Annotated in this window: 11 protein-coding genes; 4 read left to right on the top strand and 7 right to left on the bottom strand. The window is 67.0% G+C overall.

Annotation, left to right across the window (positions count from 1 at the left end):
• Nucleotides 1-274 precede the first annotated feature (274 nt).
• Nucleotides 275-1,033 (top strand): PRC-barrel domain-containing protein, encoded by a 759-nt coding sequence (locus Q344_RS0115040; RefSeq protein WP_028287469.1) that lies wholly within the window; start codon nt 275-277, stop codon nt 1,031-1,033.
• Between the two features lie 69 nt (nt 1,034-1,102).
• On the opposite strand, the gene Q344_RS0115035 is transcribed toward Q344_RS0115040, so the two are convergent.
• Genes Q344_RS0115035 through Q344_RS0115020 form a run of 4 tightly spaced genes read right to left on the bottom strand, consistent with a single transcriptional unit; the run spans nt 1,103 to nt 6,937 of the window.
• On the bottom strand, nt 1,103-2,686 hold the full coding sequence (locus tag Q344_RS0115035; RefSeq protein ID WP_028287468.1) for an ABC transporter ATP-binding protein: 1,584 nt from the start codon (nt 2,684-2,686) through the stop codon (nt 1,103-1,105).
• Nucleotides 2,683-3,837, bottom strand: coding sequence for an ABC transporter permease (locus Q344_RS0115030; RefSeq protein WP_051630758.1), 1,155 nt, complete (start codon nt 3,835-3,837; stop codon nt 2,683-2,685). The genes Q344_RS0115035 and Q344_RS0115030 overlap by 4 nt, the downstream gene beginning before the upstream one ends.
• A 55-nt stretch (nt 3,838-3,892) precedes the next feature.
• Complete coding sequence (locus Q344_RS0115025; RefSeq protein WP_028287466.1) at nt 3,893-4,999, bottom strand: microcin C ABC transporter permease YejB; 1,107 nt, start codon at nt 4,997-4,999, stop codon at nt 3,893-3,895.
• Nucleotides 5,000-5,008: 9 nt separating this feature from the next.
• On the bottom strand, nt 5,009-6,937 hold the full coding sequence (locus Q344_RS0115020) for an extracellular solute-binding protein (RefSeq protein ID WP_028287465.1): 1,929 nt from the start codon (nt 6,935-6,937) through the stop codon (nt 5,009-5,011).
• 252 nt (nt 6,938-7,189) lie between these two features.
• Between Q344_RS0115020 and Q344_RS0115015 the strand changes: the two genes are divergently transcribed.
• Nucleotides 7,190-8,206, top strand: a complete 1,017-nt coding sequence (locus Q344_RS0115015) for an LLM class flavin-dependent oxidoreductase (protein WP_028287464.1) — start codon at nt 7,190-7,192, stop codon at nt 8,204-8,206.
• Between the two features lie 79 nt (nt 8,207-8,285).
• Here Q344_RS0115015 and Q344_RS0115010 read toward each other — a convergent pair whose 3' ends face one another.
• Complete coding sequence (locus Q344_RS0115010) at nt 8,286-8,801, bottom strand: c-type cytochrome (protein ID WP_028287463.1); 516 nt, start codon at nt 8,799-8,801, stop codon at nt 8,286-8,288.
• Nucleotides 8,802-8,931: 130 nt separating this feature from the next.
• Here Q344_RS0115010 and Q344_RS0115005 point away from each other — a divergent pair, with 130 nt between their 5' ends.
• Nucleotides 8,932-9,765 (top strand): prephenate dehydratase, encoded by an 834-nt coding sequence (locus tag Q344_RS0115005; RefSeq protein WP_028287462.1) that lies wholly within the window; start codon nt 8,932-8,934, stop codon nt 9,763-9,765.
• A 1-nt stretch (nt 9,766) separates the two neighbouring features.
• Here Q344_RS0115005 and Q344_RS0115000 read toward each other — a convergent pair whose 3' ends face one another.
• Nucleotides 9,767-10,234 (bottom strand): SRPBCC family protein, encoded by a 468-nt coding sequence (locus tag Q344_RS0115000; RefSeq protein WP_028287461.1) that lies wholly within the window; start codon nt 10,232-10,234, stop codon nt 9,767-9,769.
• A gap of 51 nt (nt 10,235-10,285) precedes the next feature.
• Nucleotides 10,286-11,260 carry an NAD(+) diphosphatase gene (nudC, locus tag Q344_RS0114995; RefSeq protein WP_028287460.1) on the bottom strand — a complete coding sequence of 325 codons (975 nt, stop codon included), beginning with the start codon at nt 11,258-11,260 and terminating at the stop codon, nt 10,286-10,288.
• 229 nt (nt 11,261-11,489) lie between these two features.
• On the opposite strand from nudC, the gene Q344_RS0114990 reads away from it, so the two are divergent.
• Nucleotides 11,490-13,457 (top strand): bifunctional 2',3'-cyclic-nucleotide 2'-phosphodiesterase/3'-nucleotidase, encoded by a 1,968-nt coding sequence (locus Q344_RS0114990; protein ID WP_028287459.1) that lies wholly within the window; start codon nt 11,490-11,492, stop codon nt 13,455-13,457.
• Nucleotides 13,458-13,605 lie beyond the last annotated feature (148 nt).

Genomic DNA, 13,605 nt, shown 5'->3' with positions numbered 1-13,605 from the left:
GCCCTCGCCCGCCCCGGGCGCCATCGACCTTCGCAATCGCGCCGGATGGGCATCGACCATCGGCCGGGAAGACGCGCAGGCGCGTCCCTCCGAGGCGGAATAGGTCAACGAAATCAGAATGCAATGAGCCAGCCCTTGCCGACGGCGGCGGATTCGCGCGGCCTGCCGCCGATCGGCGCCAGCCGGCCGGAACTGCCGCCCCCCGGCGCCGTTGCCCTCCCGTCAACATCACCGGAACGGGCCGCCCCCGGCTCGTTGAAAAGGAGAAAATGTCATGCGTAATCTGCTCGCAAGTACCACCATCATCTGCTCTCTCGCCGCAGGCGGCGTCCTCGCACAGGATGCGCCGCAGACCGACACGAGCGCTGATCCGACCCTGCAGCAAACCGCTCCGGCGGCCAGCGAAGACGCCACCTCCACCGACCAGATGGAGAGCACCGACACCGCAGCGTCGGACGAGTCCTCGGACGATCTGAACCCGGATGCCGACACCGAGACGGCAGCCACGGACGACGCGGCGACGGGCGACATGACCGCGACCGACACCGCCGAGAGCGACACGGCAACGGAGGAGATGACCACCGACACCGCCGCCGCGGGCGAAGCCATGGACGAAGAAGGCACCGAGGAGGTCGCCTCTGCCGAAGGTGTGGTCCGGGAACAGTCGCAGAACGAACTGCGGCTTGACTGGATCAACGGCGCGACGGTCGTGTCGCCGGACGGTGAGACCATCGGCGACGTGAACGACGTGATCTTCGACGGCGAGACGGGCGAGTTGACGGCCGCCATCCTGTCCGTCGGCGGGTTCCTCGGCATCGGCTCCAAGCAGATCGCCGTGGACTGGGATCAGATCACGATCGACAACGACGCCAATACCCTGACCTCGAACCTGACGCGGGAAGAAGCCGAGGCGGCGCCGGAATACGCCTTCCGTGACCAGGAGCAGCCGCCCGCACCCGCGATGGACACCGGGACCGGCATGGGCACCTCCACGGGCACCGGCATGGGCTCGGGTACGACCCAGCTCAACTGACCCGACCTCCCCGGGTTCAGTCGGACGGCGCCGCTTCCGAGCGGCGCCGTTTGCCGATCCGGCGCCGGTTCAGCGGGCCAGCGCCGCGGCGAGAAGCTGCTGCGTATAGGGCTCGCGCGGGGCGTCGAAGATCGCCTCGGCCGAGCCGCTTTCCACGATATCCCCCTGCTTCATCACCATCACCCGGTGCGACATCGCGCGCACCACCTTCAGGTCATGCGAGATGAAGAGGTAGGCCAGCCCGTATTTCTGCTGCAGGTTTCGCAGCAGTTCCACGATCTGCACCTGCACCGTCATGTCGAGCGCCGAGGTCGGCTCGTCCAGCACCACGAGCTTCGGCCGCAGGATCATCGCCCGCGCGATGGCGATCCGCTGGCGCTGCCCGCCCGAGAATTCATGCGGGTAGCGGTCCATGGTGGCCGGGTCGAGCCCGACTTCGACCATGACCTCGGCCACCAGTTCGCGGCGCGGCCTGTCGCTGGCGATCTTGTGGACGGTCAGCCCCTCCGCGATGATCTGCTCGGCGGTCATCCGGGGCGAAAGGCTGCCGAACGGATCCTGGAAGACGATCTGCATGTCGGCCCGCGCCCGGCGCAGGTCCTGCGTGGACCAGCCGCGCACGTCCTGTCCGTCGAAGGTGATGCGCCCCTCGGAGGAGATCAGGCGCATGACGGCCAGCGCCAGCGTCGTCTTTCCCGAACCGCTTTCGCCCACGATGCCCAGCGTCTCGCCCGCGCGGACGTGGATCGAGGCCTCGTTCACCGCCTTCACATGCCCGACCGTCTTGCGGAAGAGCCCGCGCTGGATCGGGAACCAGACGCGCAGATTGTCGGTCGCGACCAGCTCCTCGGTGCCCTCCGGCACCGGAAGCGGCGAACCGGTGGCCTCGGCCGCCAGCAGCATCCGGGTGTAGGGGTGCTGCGGGTCCGCAAACAGCGCCTCGGTCGGCCCGCTCTCGACCACTTCGCCGTTCTTCATGACGAAGACCCGGTCCGCGATCCGCCGCACGATCGACAGGTCGTGGGTGATGAACAGCAGGCCCATCCCCTCGTCCGCCTTCAGCTCGGCCAGGAGTTCGAGGATCTGCGCCTGGATCGTCACGTCGAGCGCGGTGGTCGGTTCGTCCGCCACCAGCAGCAGCGGCTTGTTGGCCAGCGCCATAGCGATCATCACCCGCTGCCGCTGCCCGCCGGAGAGCTGGTGCGGATAGGCGCCCAGACGGCTTTCGGCGTCCCGGATCCCGACGCGGTCCAGAAGGTAGAGGATCCGCTCGCGTGCCTTGTCGCCGGACAGCCCCTGGTGGAGCGCCAGCGATTCCGCCATCTGCTTCTCGATCGTGTGCAGCGGGTTGAGCGAGGTCATCGGCTCCTGGAAGATGAAGGAGATGTCGTTGCCGCGCACCTCTCTCAGCAGGTCGTCCGAGGCGCCGACCATCTGCTTGCCCTCGAAGGTGACCGACCCGCTCGTCACCGCGTTGTCGCCCAGAAGCGACACGGTGGAGAGCGCCGAGACGGACTTGCCCGAGCCCGATTCCCCCACGATGGCCACCGTCTCGCCCTTGTTCACGTCGAACGAGACGCCACGGACCGCCTCGATCAGCTGCCCGTCCTGCCGGAAGGCGACGCGCAGGTCCTTGACCTCGAGCAGGCTCATTGGAAGGTCTTTCTCGGGTCGAAGGCGTCACGCACACCCTCGAAGATGAAGACGAGGAGGGACAGCATGATCGCGAAGGTGAAGAAGGCGGTGAAGCCCAGCCACGGCGCCTGCAGGTTCTGCTTGGCCTGAAGGGTCATCTCGCCCAGCGACGGGGCCGAGGACGGCAGCCCGTAGCCGAGGAAGTCGAGCGTGGCGAGCGAGCCGATGGTGCCGGTCACGATGAAGGGCAGCATGGTCAGCGTCGCGACCATGGCGTTCGGGAGCATGTGGCGGAACATGATCGTCCAGTTCGACACGCCGAGCGCCCGGGCCGCGCGCACGTATTCGAGGTTCCGCGCCCGCAGGAACTCGGCCCGGACCACGCCGACAAGGGCGGGCCAGCCGAACAGGATCATCAGGAAGACCAGCAGCCAGAAACTTCGGCCGAGGATCGCGAAGAGGATGATGATGATGTAGAGCATCGGGATGCCCTGCCATATCTCGATGACCCTCTGGAACGTCAGGTCGAGCCAGCCGCCGAAGAAGCCCTGCACAGCCCCTGCGACAATGCCGACGATCGAGGCGAAGAGCGTCACGATGATGGTGAACATGATCGACAGGCGGAAGCCGTAGATCACCCGCGCCAGCACGTCGCGCTTGCGGTCGTCGGTGCCCAGCCAGTTCTGCCGGTTGGGCGGCAGCGGCGCCGCCCCGGCGCGGTCGACGGGCGTGTTGAAGGAATAGGGGATGATCGGCCAGATCGACCACCCGGTCTCGAGCTCTTCACCGTCCACGATCCCGTCGGCCGCGGCGTCGACGATGACCCCCTCGGGATCGTCGAAACAGGTGTCGAGCCCGCCGGTGGCGATCAGGCACTGGACCTCGGGGTCGGTATAGATCGCCTCGGTCTGGAAATCGCCGCCGAAGGCCGTCTCGGGGTAGAACCGGAAGATCGGCATGTAGAAGTCGCCGCGGTAATTCACCAGGATCGGCTTGTCGTTCGCGATGAACTCGGCGAACAGCGACAGGCCGAACAGGATCGAGAAGACGATCAGCGACCAGAACGCCCGCCCGTTGCGGCGGAAGTTGCGCCAGCGGCGCTGGTTCAGCGGCGACAGGCGCTGCCGCTTGGGCTTGGGCGCCTCGGGCGGCGGCGCGTCATAGCCCATCGGCTGGGGCTGGAGCTTCTCGTCGGTGAGCGGGGTGTGCGGCTGCGCCATCGGATCAGCCCTCCCGCTTCTCGAAGTCGATACGGGGATCGACGAAGACGTACATCAGGTCCGACAGGATCCCCACGACGAGGCCCAGCAGCGAGAAGACGAAGAGCGTCCCGAAGATCACCGGGTAGTCGCGCGCGACCGTGGCCTCGAAGCCGAGCCGGCCGAGACCGTCGAGCGAGAACAGCGTCTCGATGATGATGGAGGCGCCGAAGAAGACAGAGACGAACACCGCCGGGAAGCCCGCGATCACGATCAGCATCGCGTTGCGGAAGACGTGGCCGTAGAGCACCCGGCTCTCCGACAGGCCCTTGGCGCGGGCGGTGATGACGTAGTGCTTCTTGATCTCGTCGAGGAAGGAGTTCTTCGTCAGCAGCGTCAGCGTCGCGAAACTGGCGATGGTGGTGGCGATCACCGGCAGGGTGATGTGCCAGAAGTAGTCGAGGATCTTGCCGTACCACGGCAGCTCGGCCCAATTGTCCGAGGTCAGGCCGCGCAGCGGGAAGATCTGCCAGTAGCTGCCGCCCGCGAAGAGGACGAGCAGCAGGATCGCGAACAGGAAGCCCGGGATCGCGTAGGCCGCGATGATGATCCCGCTCGTCCAGGTGTCGAAGCGGGTGCCGTCGCGCACCGCCTTGCGGATCCCGAGGGGAATCGAGACGAGATAGGCGATCAGCGTCGACCAGAGGCCGAGCGAGATCGAGACCGGAAGCTTGTCGATCACCAGCTCCATCACGCCCTGTTTCGAGAAGTAGCTCTCGCCGAAGTCGAGCCGCATGTAGTTCCACATCATGTTGAGGAAGCGTTCGAGCGGCGGCTTGTCGAAGCCGAATTCCTTCTCGAGCTGTTCGATGAACTCGGGCGGCAGACCCCGCGCGCCCTCGTATTTGCTGTCCGACCCGAGCGCGCCGATGCCCTCGCCCGGGCCGATGGCCCCGGCGTCGTTGCCCGAGCCCGAGATGCCCTGGAACACGTCGCCCTCGCCCTGGACCTGCGCGATGATCTGCTCGATCGGGCCGCCGGGGACGAACTGCGTGAGGGTGAAGTTGATGACCATGATCCCGAACAGGGTCGGGATCACCAGCAGCAACCTGCGGAGAATGTATGCTCCCATGGTCCGGGCTTACCTCAGCGCGCCCGACGCCCGCATCTGCTCGCCCTTCTCGGCGTCGTACCACCAGAAATCGAGGTAGCCGAGGTCGTAGGGCGGGATCGTCTCGGGGTGGCCGTAGACATCCCAGTAGGCGACCCAGTGATCGGCCTTGTAATACGCCGGCACGATGAAGAATTCGTAGCGCAACGCCCGGTCGAGCACCCGCAGCGCGGTGTCCTGCTCGGCCTGGGAGCCGGTCTGCAGCGCCGCCTCGATGATCGCGTCGACCAGCGGCGAGGCGAGGCCCGCGGGGTTGAAGAGGCTGAATTCGGCCTCGGACGAGCCGAAGACCTGGTTCAGCCCCGTGCCGACGCCAAGGAAGACCCGGTAGGCATCGAAGATGATGTCGTAGTCACGGTCGCGACGGCGGTTGGTGTATTGCGAGGGATCGACCTTCTCCATCTTCGCGTCGACCCCCATGAGCTGGAGGTTCTGCACGAAGGAGCCGATCACCGCCTCGAGCACGGCCGCGCCGGCCGAGTTCACGGGGATCTCGATCTTCAGCACCTCGCCGGCCGCGTTGCGGCGCAGACCGTCGCTGCCGACCGTCCAGCCGGCCTCGTCCAGCAGCTTCATCGCGGTGCGCAGGTTGCGCCGGTCGTTCAGCTTGTCCGAGTTCGAGCTGTGCGCCATCCGCACCTCGCCCGACATCACCTCTTCGGGCACCTCGACCGGCAGCGCTTCCATGAAGGCGACCTCCTCGGGCGACGGCGTTCCCTTGGCCTCCAGCGGGGTGTCCTGGATGAAGGAGTTGCGCTGGCTGAAGAGGCCGTATTGCAGGCTCTCGTTGGTCCATTCGAAATTGTAGGCCAGCGCCAGCGCCTCGCGCACCTTGCGGTCCTTCAGCGGTTCGCGGGCCAGGTTGAAGACGAAGCCCGAGTTCGACGGCGGCGCGCCATCGGGGATCTCTTCCTTGACCACCTGCCCGCGCTGCGCGGCGGGGAAGTCGTAGGAGGTGGCCCAGAGCTTGGAGTTCCCTTCCTCGCGGAAGGTGTATTCGCCCGCCTTGAACGCCTCGAAGGCGGCGGTCTCGTCCGCGAAATACTCGATCCGGATGCGGTCGAAGTTGTGCCGCCCGACGTTCACAGGCAGCTCTTCGCCCCAATAGTCCGGGTTCCGCTTGTAGACGATGCGGCGATTGACCTCGAAATCCTCGATCATGTAGGGGCCCGAGCCCGGCGAGGTTTCCAGCCGCGGCTCGTCGAGCCGCGCGCCCGTCTCCTCGAACCATTTCTTCGAGAAGGCGGGGACGGACCCCACCTGGTCGATCAGCGAGCGGCGCGAGATCTCGTCGGCGAAGTCGAAGCGCACGGTGTAATCGTCCAGCGCCTCGGCCCCGGTGATCCGCTTCTTCACCGCGATGGCGTAGGAGGGCAGCCCCTGTTCGAGGAAGAGGTTGTGCGTGAAGACGATGTCATGCGCCGTGACGGGCGTGCCGTCCGAGAATTTGGCGTCCTTGCGCATGTGGAAGATGACGTAGGTCTTGCCCTCGTCGTATTCGAGGCTCTCGCACAGCAGGCAATATTGCGAGCCGTATTCGTCCGCCGGCGCGCTCTCGTCCATCAGGCTTTCGTACATCACCGAGGAGAGCGCCGCCGCCCGGCCCTTGCGGGTGTAGGGGTTGAGGCTGTCGAAGGTGCCCTGCGCGGCGATGGCGATCTCGCCGCCCTTCGGCGCGTCCGGGTTCACGTAGTCGAAATGGCTGTAATCGGCCGGATACTTCAGCTCGCCGAAGTAGTTGTAGCCGTGGGACTTGATGATGTCCCCCTCCCCCTCCTGCGCGCGGACCTGGCTGCCCAGGATCAGGGCCCCGGCGACACCCACGGCCAGCGCGAGATCGCGCCAGGGCAGGGGGCGGGCTTTGGTGGCGCTGCGGGCGCGGGACGGCTTCGGCTGCATATGGTCCTCCGGTTGGGGGGGCACGGGCGTGAGCCGCCCTGTCCCTTGGCAGATAAGCTAAAGGAGCCCCTCTGCCACGTTCAAGTTGAGATTGCGTGAGAGGGGCGTGATTGGCGGGGCGACGCAGGGGGAACCGCGGCGCCGCACAGCCACTGTGCCCCGGGGCACCGCCCGCCCGCTTGCCGCGCGGGGGCCGCGATCCCTAGATACCGCGGAAAGGCGCATGACGCGCGCAAAGAACTGGAGTCCCCGATGAAGTCTCTCGGCTTTCTGTCCTTCGGCCACTGGTCGCCCGAACGCGGTTCGCAGGTCAGGAGCGCCTCGGACGTGCTGCTGCAATCCATAGACCTGGCCGTGGCGGCCGAGGAGCTCGGCCTCGACGGGGCCTATTACCGTGTCCACCATTACGCGCGGCAGCTCGCCTCGCCCTTCCCGCTGCTGGCCGCCGTCGGCGCGCGGACCTCGAAGATCGAGATCGGGACCGGCGTGATCGACATGCGCTACGAGAACCCGATGTACATGGTCGAGGACGCGGGCGCCGCCGACCTGATCGCAGGGGGGCGCCTGCAACTCGGCATCAGCCGCGGCTCGCCCGAGCAGGTCGTCGATGGCTGGAAGCATTTCGGCTACGCGCCCGCCGAAGGCGAAAGCCCCGCCGACATGGCCCGCCGTCACGCCGCGATCTTCCTGCAGCAGCTCGAGGGCAAGGGTTTCGCCGCGCCGAATCCGAACCCGATGTTCCCGAACCCGCCGGGCCTTTTGCGGCTGGAGCCGCACGCGCCGGGGCTGAAGGACCGCATCTGGTGGGGCGCCGGGTCGAACGCGACGGCGGAATGGGCCGCCGAAATGGGGATGAACCTGCAGAGCTCGACGCTCAAGGACGACGAGACGGGCGAGCCGTTCCACATCCAGCAGGCCAAGCAGATCCGCGCCTACCGGGCCAGGTGGGCCGAGATGGGGCACGAGCGGACGCCGCGCGTCTCGGTCAGCCGGTCGATCTTTGCGCTGATGAACGACACGGACCGGATGTATTTCGGCCGCGGCAAGGAACGGGACCAGGTCGGCTTCATCGAACAGCAGCGTTCGATCTTCGGGCGCGGCTACGCGGACGAGCCGGACCGGCTGATCGAGGAGCTGAAGAAGGACGAGGGGATCGCCGAGGCGGACACGCTGCTTCTGACGGTGCCGAACATGCTGGGCGTGGACTACAACGCCCATGTCATCGAGAGCATCCTGACCCACGTGGCCCCGGCCCTCGGCTGGCGCTGACGCTGAAGCAGCGCGCCAAACGGAAGGGCCGCCGACCCGGCAAGGTCGGCGGCCCTTTTTCTGTCCGGATGCGCAGCGCTCAGTTGAGCGTGGCGAGGTAGGCGATCAGGTCCGCGCGGTCCTGCGCCTTCTTGATGCCGGCGAAGGTCATCTTGGTGCCCGGCGCAGCGCCCTTCGGGTCCTCGATGAAGACGTTCAGGTTCGCGGGGGTCCAGACGTCGAAATGCTCTTCGAGCGCGCCGGAGTAGGAATAGCCGTCCACCGCATCGACCGCACGATCGACCACACCGTCGAGATGCGGGCCGGTCGCGTTCGAGCCGTCGATCTTGTGGCAGGCCTTGCACTTGCCGAAGACCTTGGCGCCGGCATCCGCGTCGGCCGAGGCGTAGAGCTCCTCGAAGGCCGGGCCTTCCTCTTCCGCGCCGCCGTCGTCGGTTTCCTCGACCTCGATGATGTAGGCCTGGGCCGTTTCCTCGCCGTGGCCTTCGCCGCCGACGTGATAGAGCATTTCGCCTGCCCAGCCGGCGAGCAGGAAGACCAGAAGCGCACCGCAGAAGCCGCCCACAATCTTGGTCAAAGTCATCGTATCGAACATGGAAGTCGCGCGCCTCTTGCTGGAGTCCCGGATATTTTGGCCGGTATGTATCCGCTTCACCTTCACATGCGCAAGGTGTAGTTACCGCGACCAATCGACCGCCCCCCGGTGGCAGAAGGGTTTGAAGACAATGAAACAACGCATCGCCTTCCAGGGAGACCTGGGCGCCTATTCCCACCAGGCGGTCGTCGCGGCGCGTCCCGACGCCGAGGCGGTGCCCTGCCGGACCTTCGAGGATTGCATCGAGGCGGTGCGCTCGGGCGAGGCGGATCTGACGATGCTGCCGGTGGAAAACTCCACCTACGGCCGCGTCGCGGACATCCATTCGCTGCTGCCGAAGTCCGGCCTTCACATCATCGAGGAAGCCTTCGTCCGCGTGCGGATCAGCCTGATGGCCCTGCCCGGCGTGGCGCTCGACGAGATCGAGAAGGTGCGTGCGCATCTGGTGCTGCTGCCGCAGGCGAAGACCTTCCTGAAAAAGCACGGCATCCGCGCCGAGAGCGCTGCCGACAGCGCGGGCGCCGCGGCGGAGCTGGCCAATGGCGGGCCGCGCAGCACCGGGGTGCTGGCCTCGAGCCTCGCGGCGCAGATCTACGGGCTGGACATCCTCGCCTCGGATATCGAGGACCATGGCCACAACACGACGCGCTTCCTGCTGATGTCGCCCGAGCTCGACGAGAGCCGGCGCGGCGAGCACGGCATGATCACCACCTTCGTGTTCGAGGTCCGCAACATCCCGGCGGCGCTCTACAAGGCCATGGGCGGTTTCGCGACCAACGGCGTGAACATGACGAAGCTGGAAAGCTACATGACGAACGGGTCCTTCACGGCGACCCAGTTCTACGCCGATATCGAGGGCCACCCCGAGGATCCGCCCGTGGCCCGCGCGCTGGAAGAGCTGCGCTACTTCACGTCCTACCTGGAAATTCTCGGCGTCTATCCGGCCGACGCCCGGCGGCGCTGAGTCAGGCCCGCCGCCGCGCCTTCTGCGCGACGCCCGCGCCCCAGTCGGCCACCTTCAGGTTCATCCGCTTGGTCATGTTGCCCTTGGCCAGCTTCAGCGACTGCACCAAGAGGCGCGCCGAAAGGGTCTGCGGCTTCAGTTCGAGGTGCAGCTTCAGCCGGGTGCGCTGCGGCGAGAGCGCGATCAGCTCGACCCGGCAGTCGCTGTGGAGCCCGGCGCTCTCCGCCTCGAGCCGCATGCCGTTCGGCGGGTCGTATTCGGCCAGCGTGATCTTCACCTCGCGCCGGCGGCCGCGCAGCTCGAAATCGCCCGACCAGCACATGCCGGGGCCCGGAGCGGCCAGGTCATCCTCGCGGCGCACGCGCGCGCCGCGCCTTGTCGCCGCGCGCTCGAAGGCGTCGAAATCCGACACCTCCGCGAAGACGAAGTCGATCGGTGCCTCGATGTCGTCCTTGGCCACGAATTTCATGAATGTGCCTGCCCGTTCCGTTTCTTGTGCGCTTTGGCGGTCACTGTCCCGTCAATCGAGCCGGTCCGCAAGCCAGTTGCGCAGCAGGAACTCCGCAATCGCCCCGCGGCGCGGCGCCCGGATCACAGGGTGCTGCCCGGCGAAGATCTCGGCCATCTCCTCGCGCGGGATCCAGATCGCGTGCTCCAGCTCGACCGGGTCGACCTCGATCTCGCGGCCCGTCGCCTCGCCCCGGCAGCCGATCATCAGCGAGGTCGGGAAGGCCCAGGGCTGCGACGAGAGGTAGGTGACGCGGCCCACCGGAACGCGGGTCTCCTCCATCACCTCGCGGCGCACCGCGGCCTCGATCGGCTCGCCCGGTTCGACGAAGCCCGCGAGCAGCGAATACATCCCCCCCGGCCAGCCCGGGGACCGGCCCATGAGCACGTCGTTGCCATGGGTGATCAGCATGATCACCACCGGGTCGGTGCGCGGGAAGTGCTGACCGCCGCAGGCGTCGCAGCAGCGCTGCCAGCCCGCCATGATCACCCGGCTGGGCTGGCCGCAGCGGGCGCAGAACCGGTGGCTGTCATGCCAGTTGTAGATCGCCTTGGCGGTGCCGGCGAGCTCGGCGTCGCGCGGGGTGAGCCGGGCCATGACCTGACGCAGTTCGACGAAGACATGCGTCTCGTCCTGTTCGGGGTGGACGGGCATCGGCGCATCGTGCCGCCGTCCCGGCCCCGCATCGTGGATCGGCGCCCCCTCGGGACGCCAGCCCGAGATGTCCTGCGCGAAGACCAGCCCCTCGCCGTCGCGGCCCAGGAGCATCGGCGCCTCCTCCCCGATGGCGAGCAGCGGATGATCCATCGGCAGCCGCGCCAGCGCCGGGGACTCGGCCCCGTCGAGCAGCGGATTGCCGCGCCAGAGCGCGATGCAGCGCGAGGTTCCGGCACCGCGCGCGAAGCGCAGGACATCCTCGTTGCCGCGCAGCTCCGCCGCCCGGTCGAGCCCGGATCCCCCGAAGGTCACCTCTTCCGCTATCCGCATGCCCTGCCTCCTTTTCATGCGGCGCCAAGGTGACGTGAAGGCAGTGGAATGGCAATCACATTGACCGCGGGCGGGCGACGGCGAAACCTGCGGCTGCGTCTCGATTTACATATACAGCCCGGCCGATATTTGCGAATATTCGCGTCAACGACAAAAAGCTTCACCGGCCTGTCACGATCGAGCGCACCATTCCACGAGACGGAATCAGGAGGTCGCGATGACACGCACGATGAAGAACGCCATGACACGCCGGACGTTTCTTTCCGGTACAATAGCCGGTGCCGGATTGATCACGCTGCACCCATTCTCGGCCCGGGCGGCGTCCCGACAGGCCCATCTCCGGATCATGGAGACGACAGACCTGCACGTGCATGTCTTCCCCTACAATTACTACGCCGACAAGCCGGACGACACGGTGGGCCTTGCCCGCACCGCCGCCCATATCGACGCGATCCGGGCCGAGGCGACCAACGCGCTGCTGATCGACAACGGCGATTTCCTGCAGGGCAACCCGATGGGCGATTACATGGCCTATGAACGGGGCCTGAAGGACGGCGACGTCCACCCGGTCATCAAGGCGATGAACACGCTGGGCTTCGATGCCTCCACGCTCGGGAACCACGAATTCAACTACGGGCTCGACTTCCTCGGCAAGGCCGTCGCCGGTGCGGATTTCCCGATCGTCTCGGCCAACGTGGTCAAGGAAATGGGCGCCAGCCCGACGCAGGACACGACCTTCGTGAAACCCTACGTCATCCTCGATCACACGGTGACCGACGGCGCGGGCGAAGAGCACCGGATCAAGGTCGGGCTGATCGGCTTCGTGCCGCCGCAGATCATGAACTGGGACCGCAAGCACCTCGAGGGCAAGGTAAACGCCCGCGACATCGTGGAGACCGCCAGGGCCTACCTGCCGCAGATGAAGGAAGAGGGCGCCGACATCGTCATCGCGCTCAGCCATTCGGGCATCGGCCCGGCGGAGCACACCGAGGGGATGGAGAACGCCTCCGTGCCGCTCGCGGCGGTGGACGGCATCGACGCGGTGCTGACCGGGCACTCGCACCTCGTCTTCCCCTCGCCGACCTATGAGGGCTATGCCGCGGTGGATGCCGCCAAGGGCACGATCCACGACAAGCCGGCCACCATGGGCGGGTTCTGGGGCTCGCACATGGGGCTCATCGACCTGATGCTCGAGAAGGACGGCAACGAGTGGCGCGTCGTCACCCACGAGGTCACCACCCGGCCGATCTATGAACGCGGCGAGGACCGGTCGATCACCGCGCTGGTCGAGAGCAAGCCCGAGGTCGAGGCCGCGGTGCAGGAAGAGCACGAGGCGACGCTGGCCTATGTCCGGACGCCCGTCGGCAAGACCGACGCGCCGCTCTATTCCTACTTCGCGCTGGTGGCGGACGATCCGTCGGTCCAGATCGTCTCGATCGCGCAGCTCTGGTACATCACCGAGATGATGAAGGGGACGGAGAACGAGGGGCTGCCGATCCTCTCGGCCGCCGCGCCCTTCAAGGCCGGGGGGCGGGGCGGGCCGGATTACTACACGGACGTTCCCGCGGGCGACGTGGCGATCAAGAACGTCGCCGACCTCTATCTCTACCCGAACACGATCCGGGCGGTGAAGGTGACCGGCGCGCAGCTCAAGGGCTGGCTGGAACGCTCGGCGGGCGCCTTCAACCAGGTGGCGCCGGGGGCGACCGATGCGCCGCTCCTGAACCCCGATTTCCCGAGCTACAATTTCGACGTGATCGACGGGGTGACCTACCAGATCGACCTGAGCCAGCCCTCGCGGTTCGACGCGAAGGGCGAGGTGATCAATCCCGATGCCAGCCGGATCGTGAACCTGTCCCATGACGGCGCGCCGGTGACGGACGAGCAGGAATTCATCGTCGCCACCAACAACTACCGCGCCTCGGGCGGCGGCGGTTTCCCGGGCGCCATGGGCGACACGATCGTCTTCGAAGGGCCGGACACCAACCGGGACGTGATCGTGCGCTACATCGTGGACCAGGGCACGATCAGCCCCTCGGCCGATGCCAACTGGAGCTTCGCGCCGATGGAGGGGACCACGGTGCTCTTCGACACCGGGCCGAAGGCGGCGGACTACACCGACGCGGTGCAGGGCGTGACGATCGAGCCCGCGGGCGACGGGCCGGACGGCTTCGCGCGGTTCCGCATCACGCTTTGAGCATCGCGTCTGGCGGCCGTCGGAGGAACCTCCGGCGGCCGTTTCTCGTGGCGGGGGCGGGACCTGACGGCGCGCGGGCAAGCCCGCGCACGCGATGCTTTGCGATTTGCGGGGCAAATCGCGGTCTTGCCTCCGGCGGGAGTATTTC

Origin of the sequence: Pseudooceanicola nanhaiensis DSM 18065 (assembly GCF_000688295.1) — a bacterium.
GTDB lineage: Bacteria > Pseudomonadota > Alphaproteobacteria > Rhodobacterales > Rhodobacteraceae > Pseudooceanicola > Pseudooceanicola nanhaiensis.
This window is presented reverse-complemented; position numbering and strand designations above follow the sequence as displayed.

What these genes read in the sequence shown, in the direction of transcription:
- Q344_RS0115040 (WP_028287469.1), top strand. Translation starts at nt 275, where the DNA reads ATGCGTAATCTGCTCGCAAGTACCACCATCATCTGCTCTCTCGCCGCA.
- Q344_RS0115035 (WP_028287468.1), bottom strand. Translation starts at nt 2,686, where the DNA reads ATGAGCCTGCTCGAGGTCAAGGACCTGCGCGTCGCCTTCCGGCAGGAC.
- Q344_RS0115030 (WP_051630758.1), bottom strand. Translation starts at nt 3,837, where the DNA reads ATGGGCTATGACGCGCCGCCGCCCGAGGCGCCCAAGCCCAAGCGGCAG.
- Q344_RS0115025 (WP_028287466.1), bottom strand. Translation starts at nt 4,999, where the DNA reads ATGGGAGCATACATTCTCCGCAGGTTGCTGCTGGTGATCCCGACCCTG.
- Q344_RS0115020 (WP_028287465.1), bottom strand. Translation starts at nt 6,937, where the DNA reads ATGCAGCCGAAGCCGTCCCGCGCCCGCAGCGCCACCAAAGCCCGCCCC.
- Q344_RS0115015 (WP_028287464.1), top strand. Translation starts at nt 7,190, where the DNA reads ATGAAGTCTCTCGGCTTTCTGTCCTTCGGCCACTGGTCGCCCGAACGC.
- Q344_RS0115010 (WP_028287463.1), bottom strand. Translation starts at nt 8,801, where the DNA reads ATGTTCGATACGATGACTTTGACCAAGATTGTGGGCGGCTTCTGCGGT.
- Q344_RS0115005 (WP_028287462.1), top strand. Translation starts at nt 8,932, where the DNA reads ATGAAACAACGCATCGCCTTCCAGGGAGACCTGGGCGCCTATTCCCAC.
- Q344_RS0115000 (WP_028287461.1), bottom strand. Translation starts at nt 10,234, where the DNA reads ATGAAATTCGTGGCCAAGGACGACATCGAGGCACCGATCGACTTCGTC.
- nudC (WP_028287460.1), bottom strand. Translation starts at nt 11,260, where the DNA reads ATGCGGATAGCGGAAGAGGTGACCTTCGGGGGATCCGGGCTCGACCGG.
- Q344_RS0114990 (WP_028287459.1), top strand. Translation starts at nt 11,490, where the DNA reads ATGAAGAACGCCATGACACGCCGGACGTTTCTTTCCGGTACAATAGCC.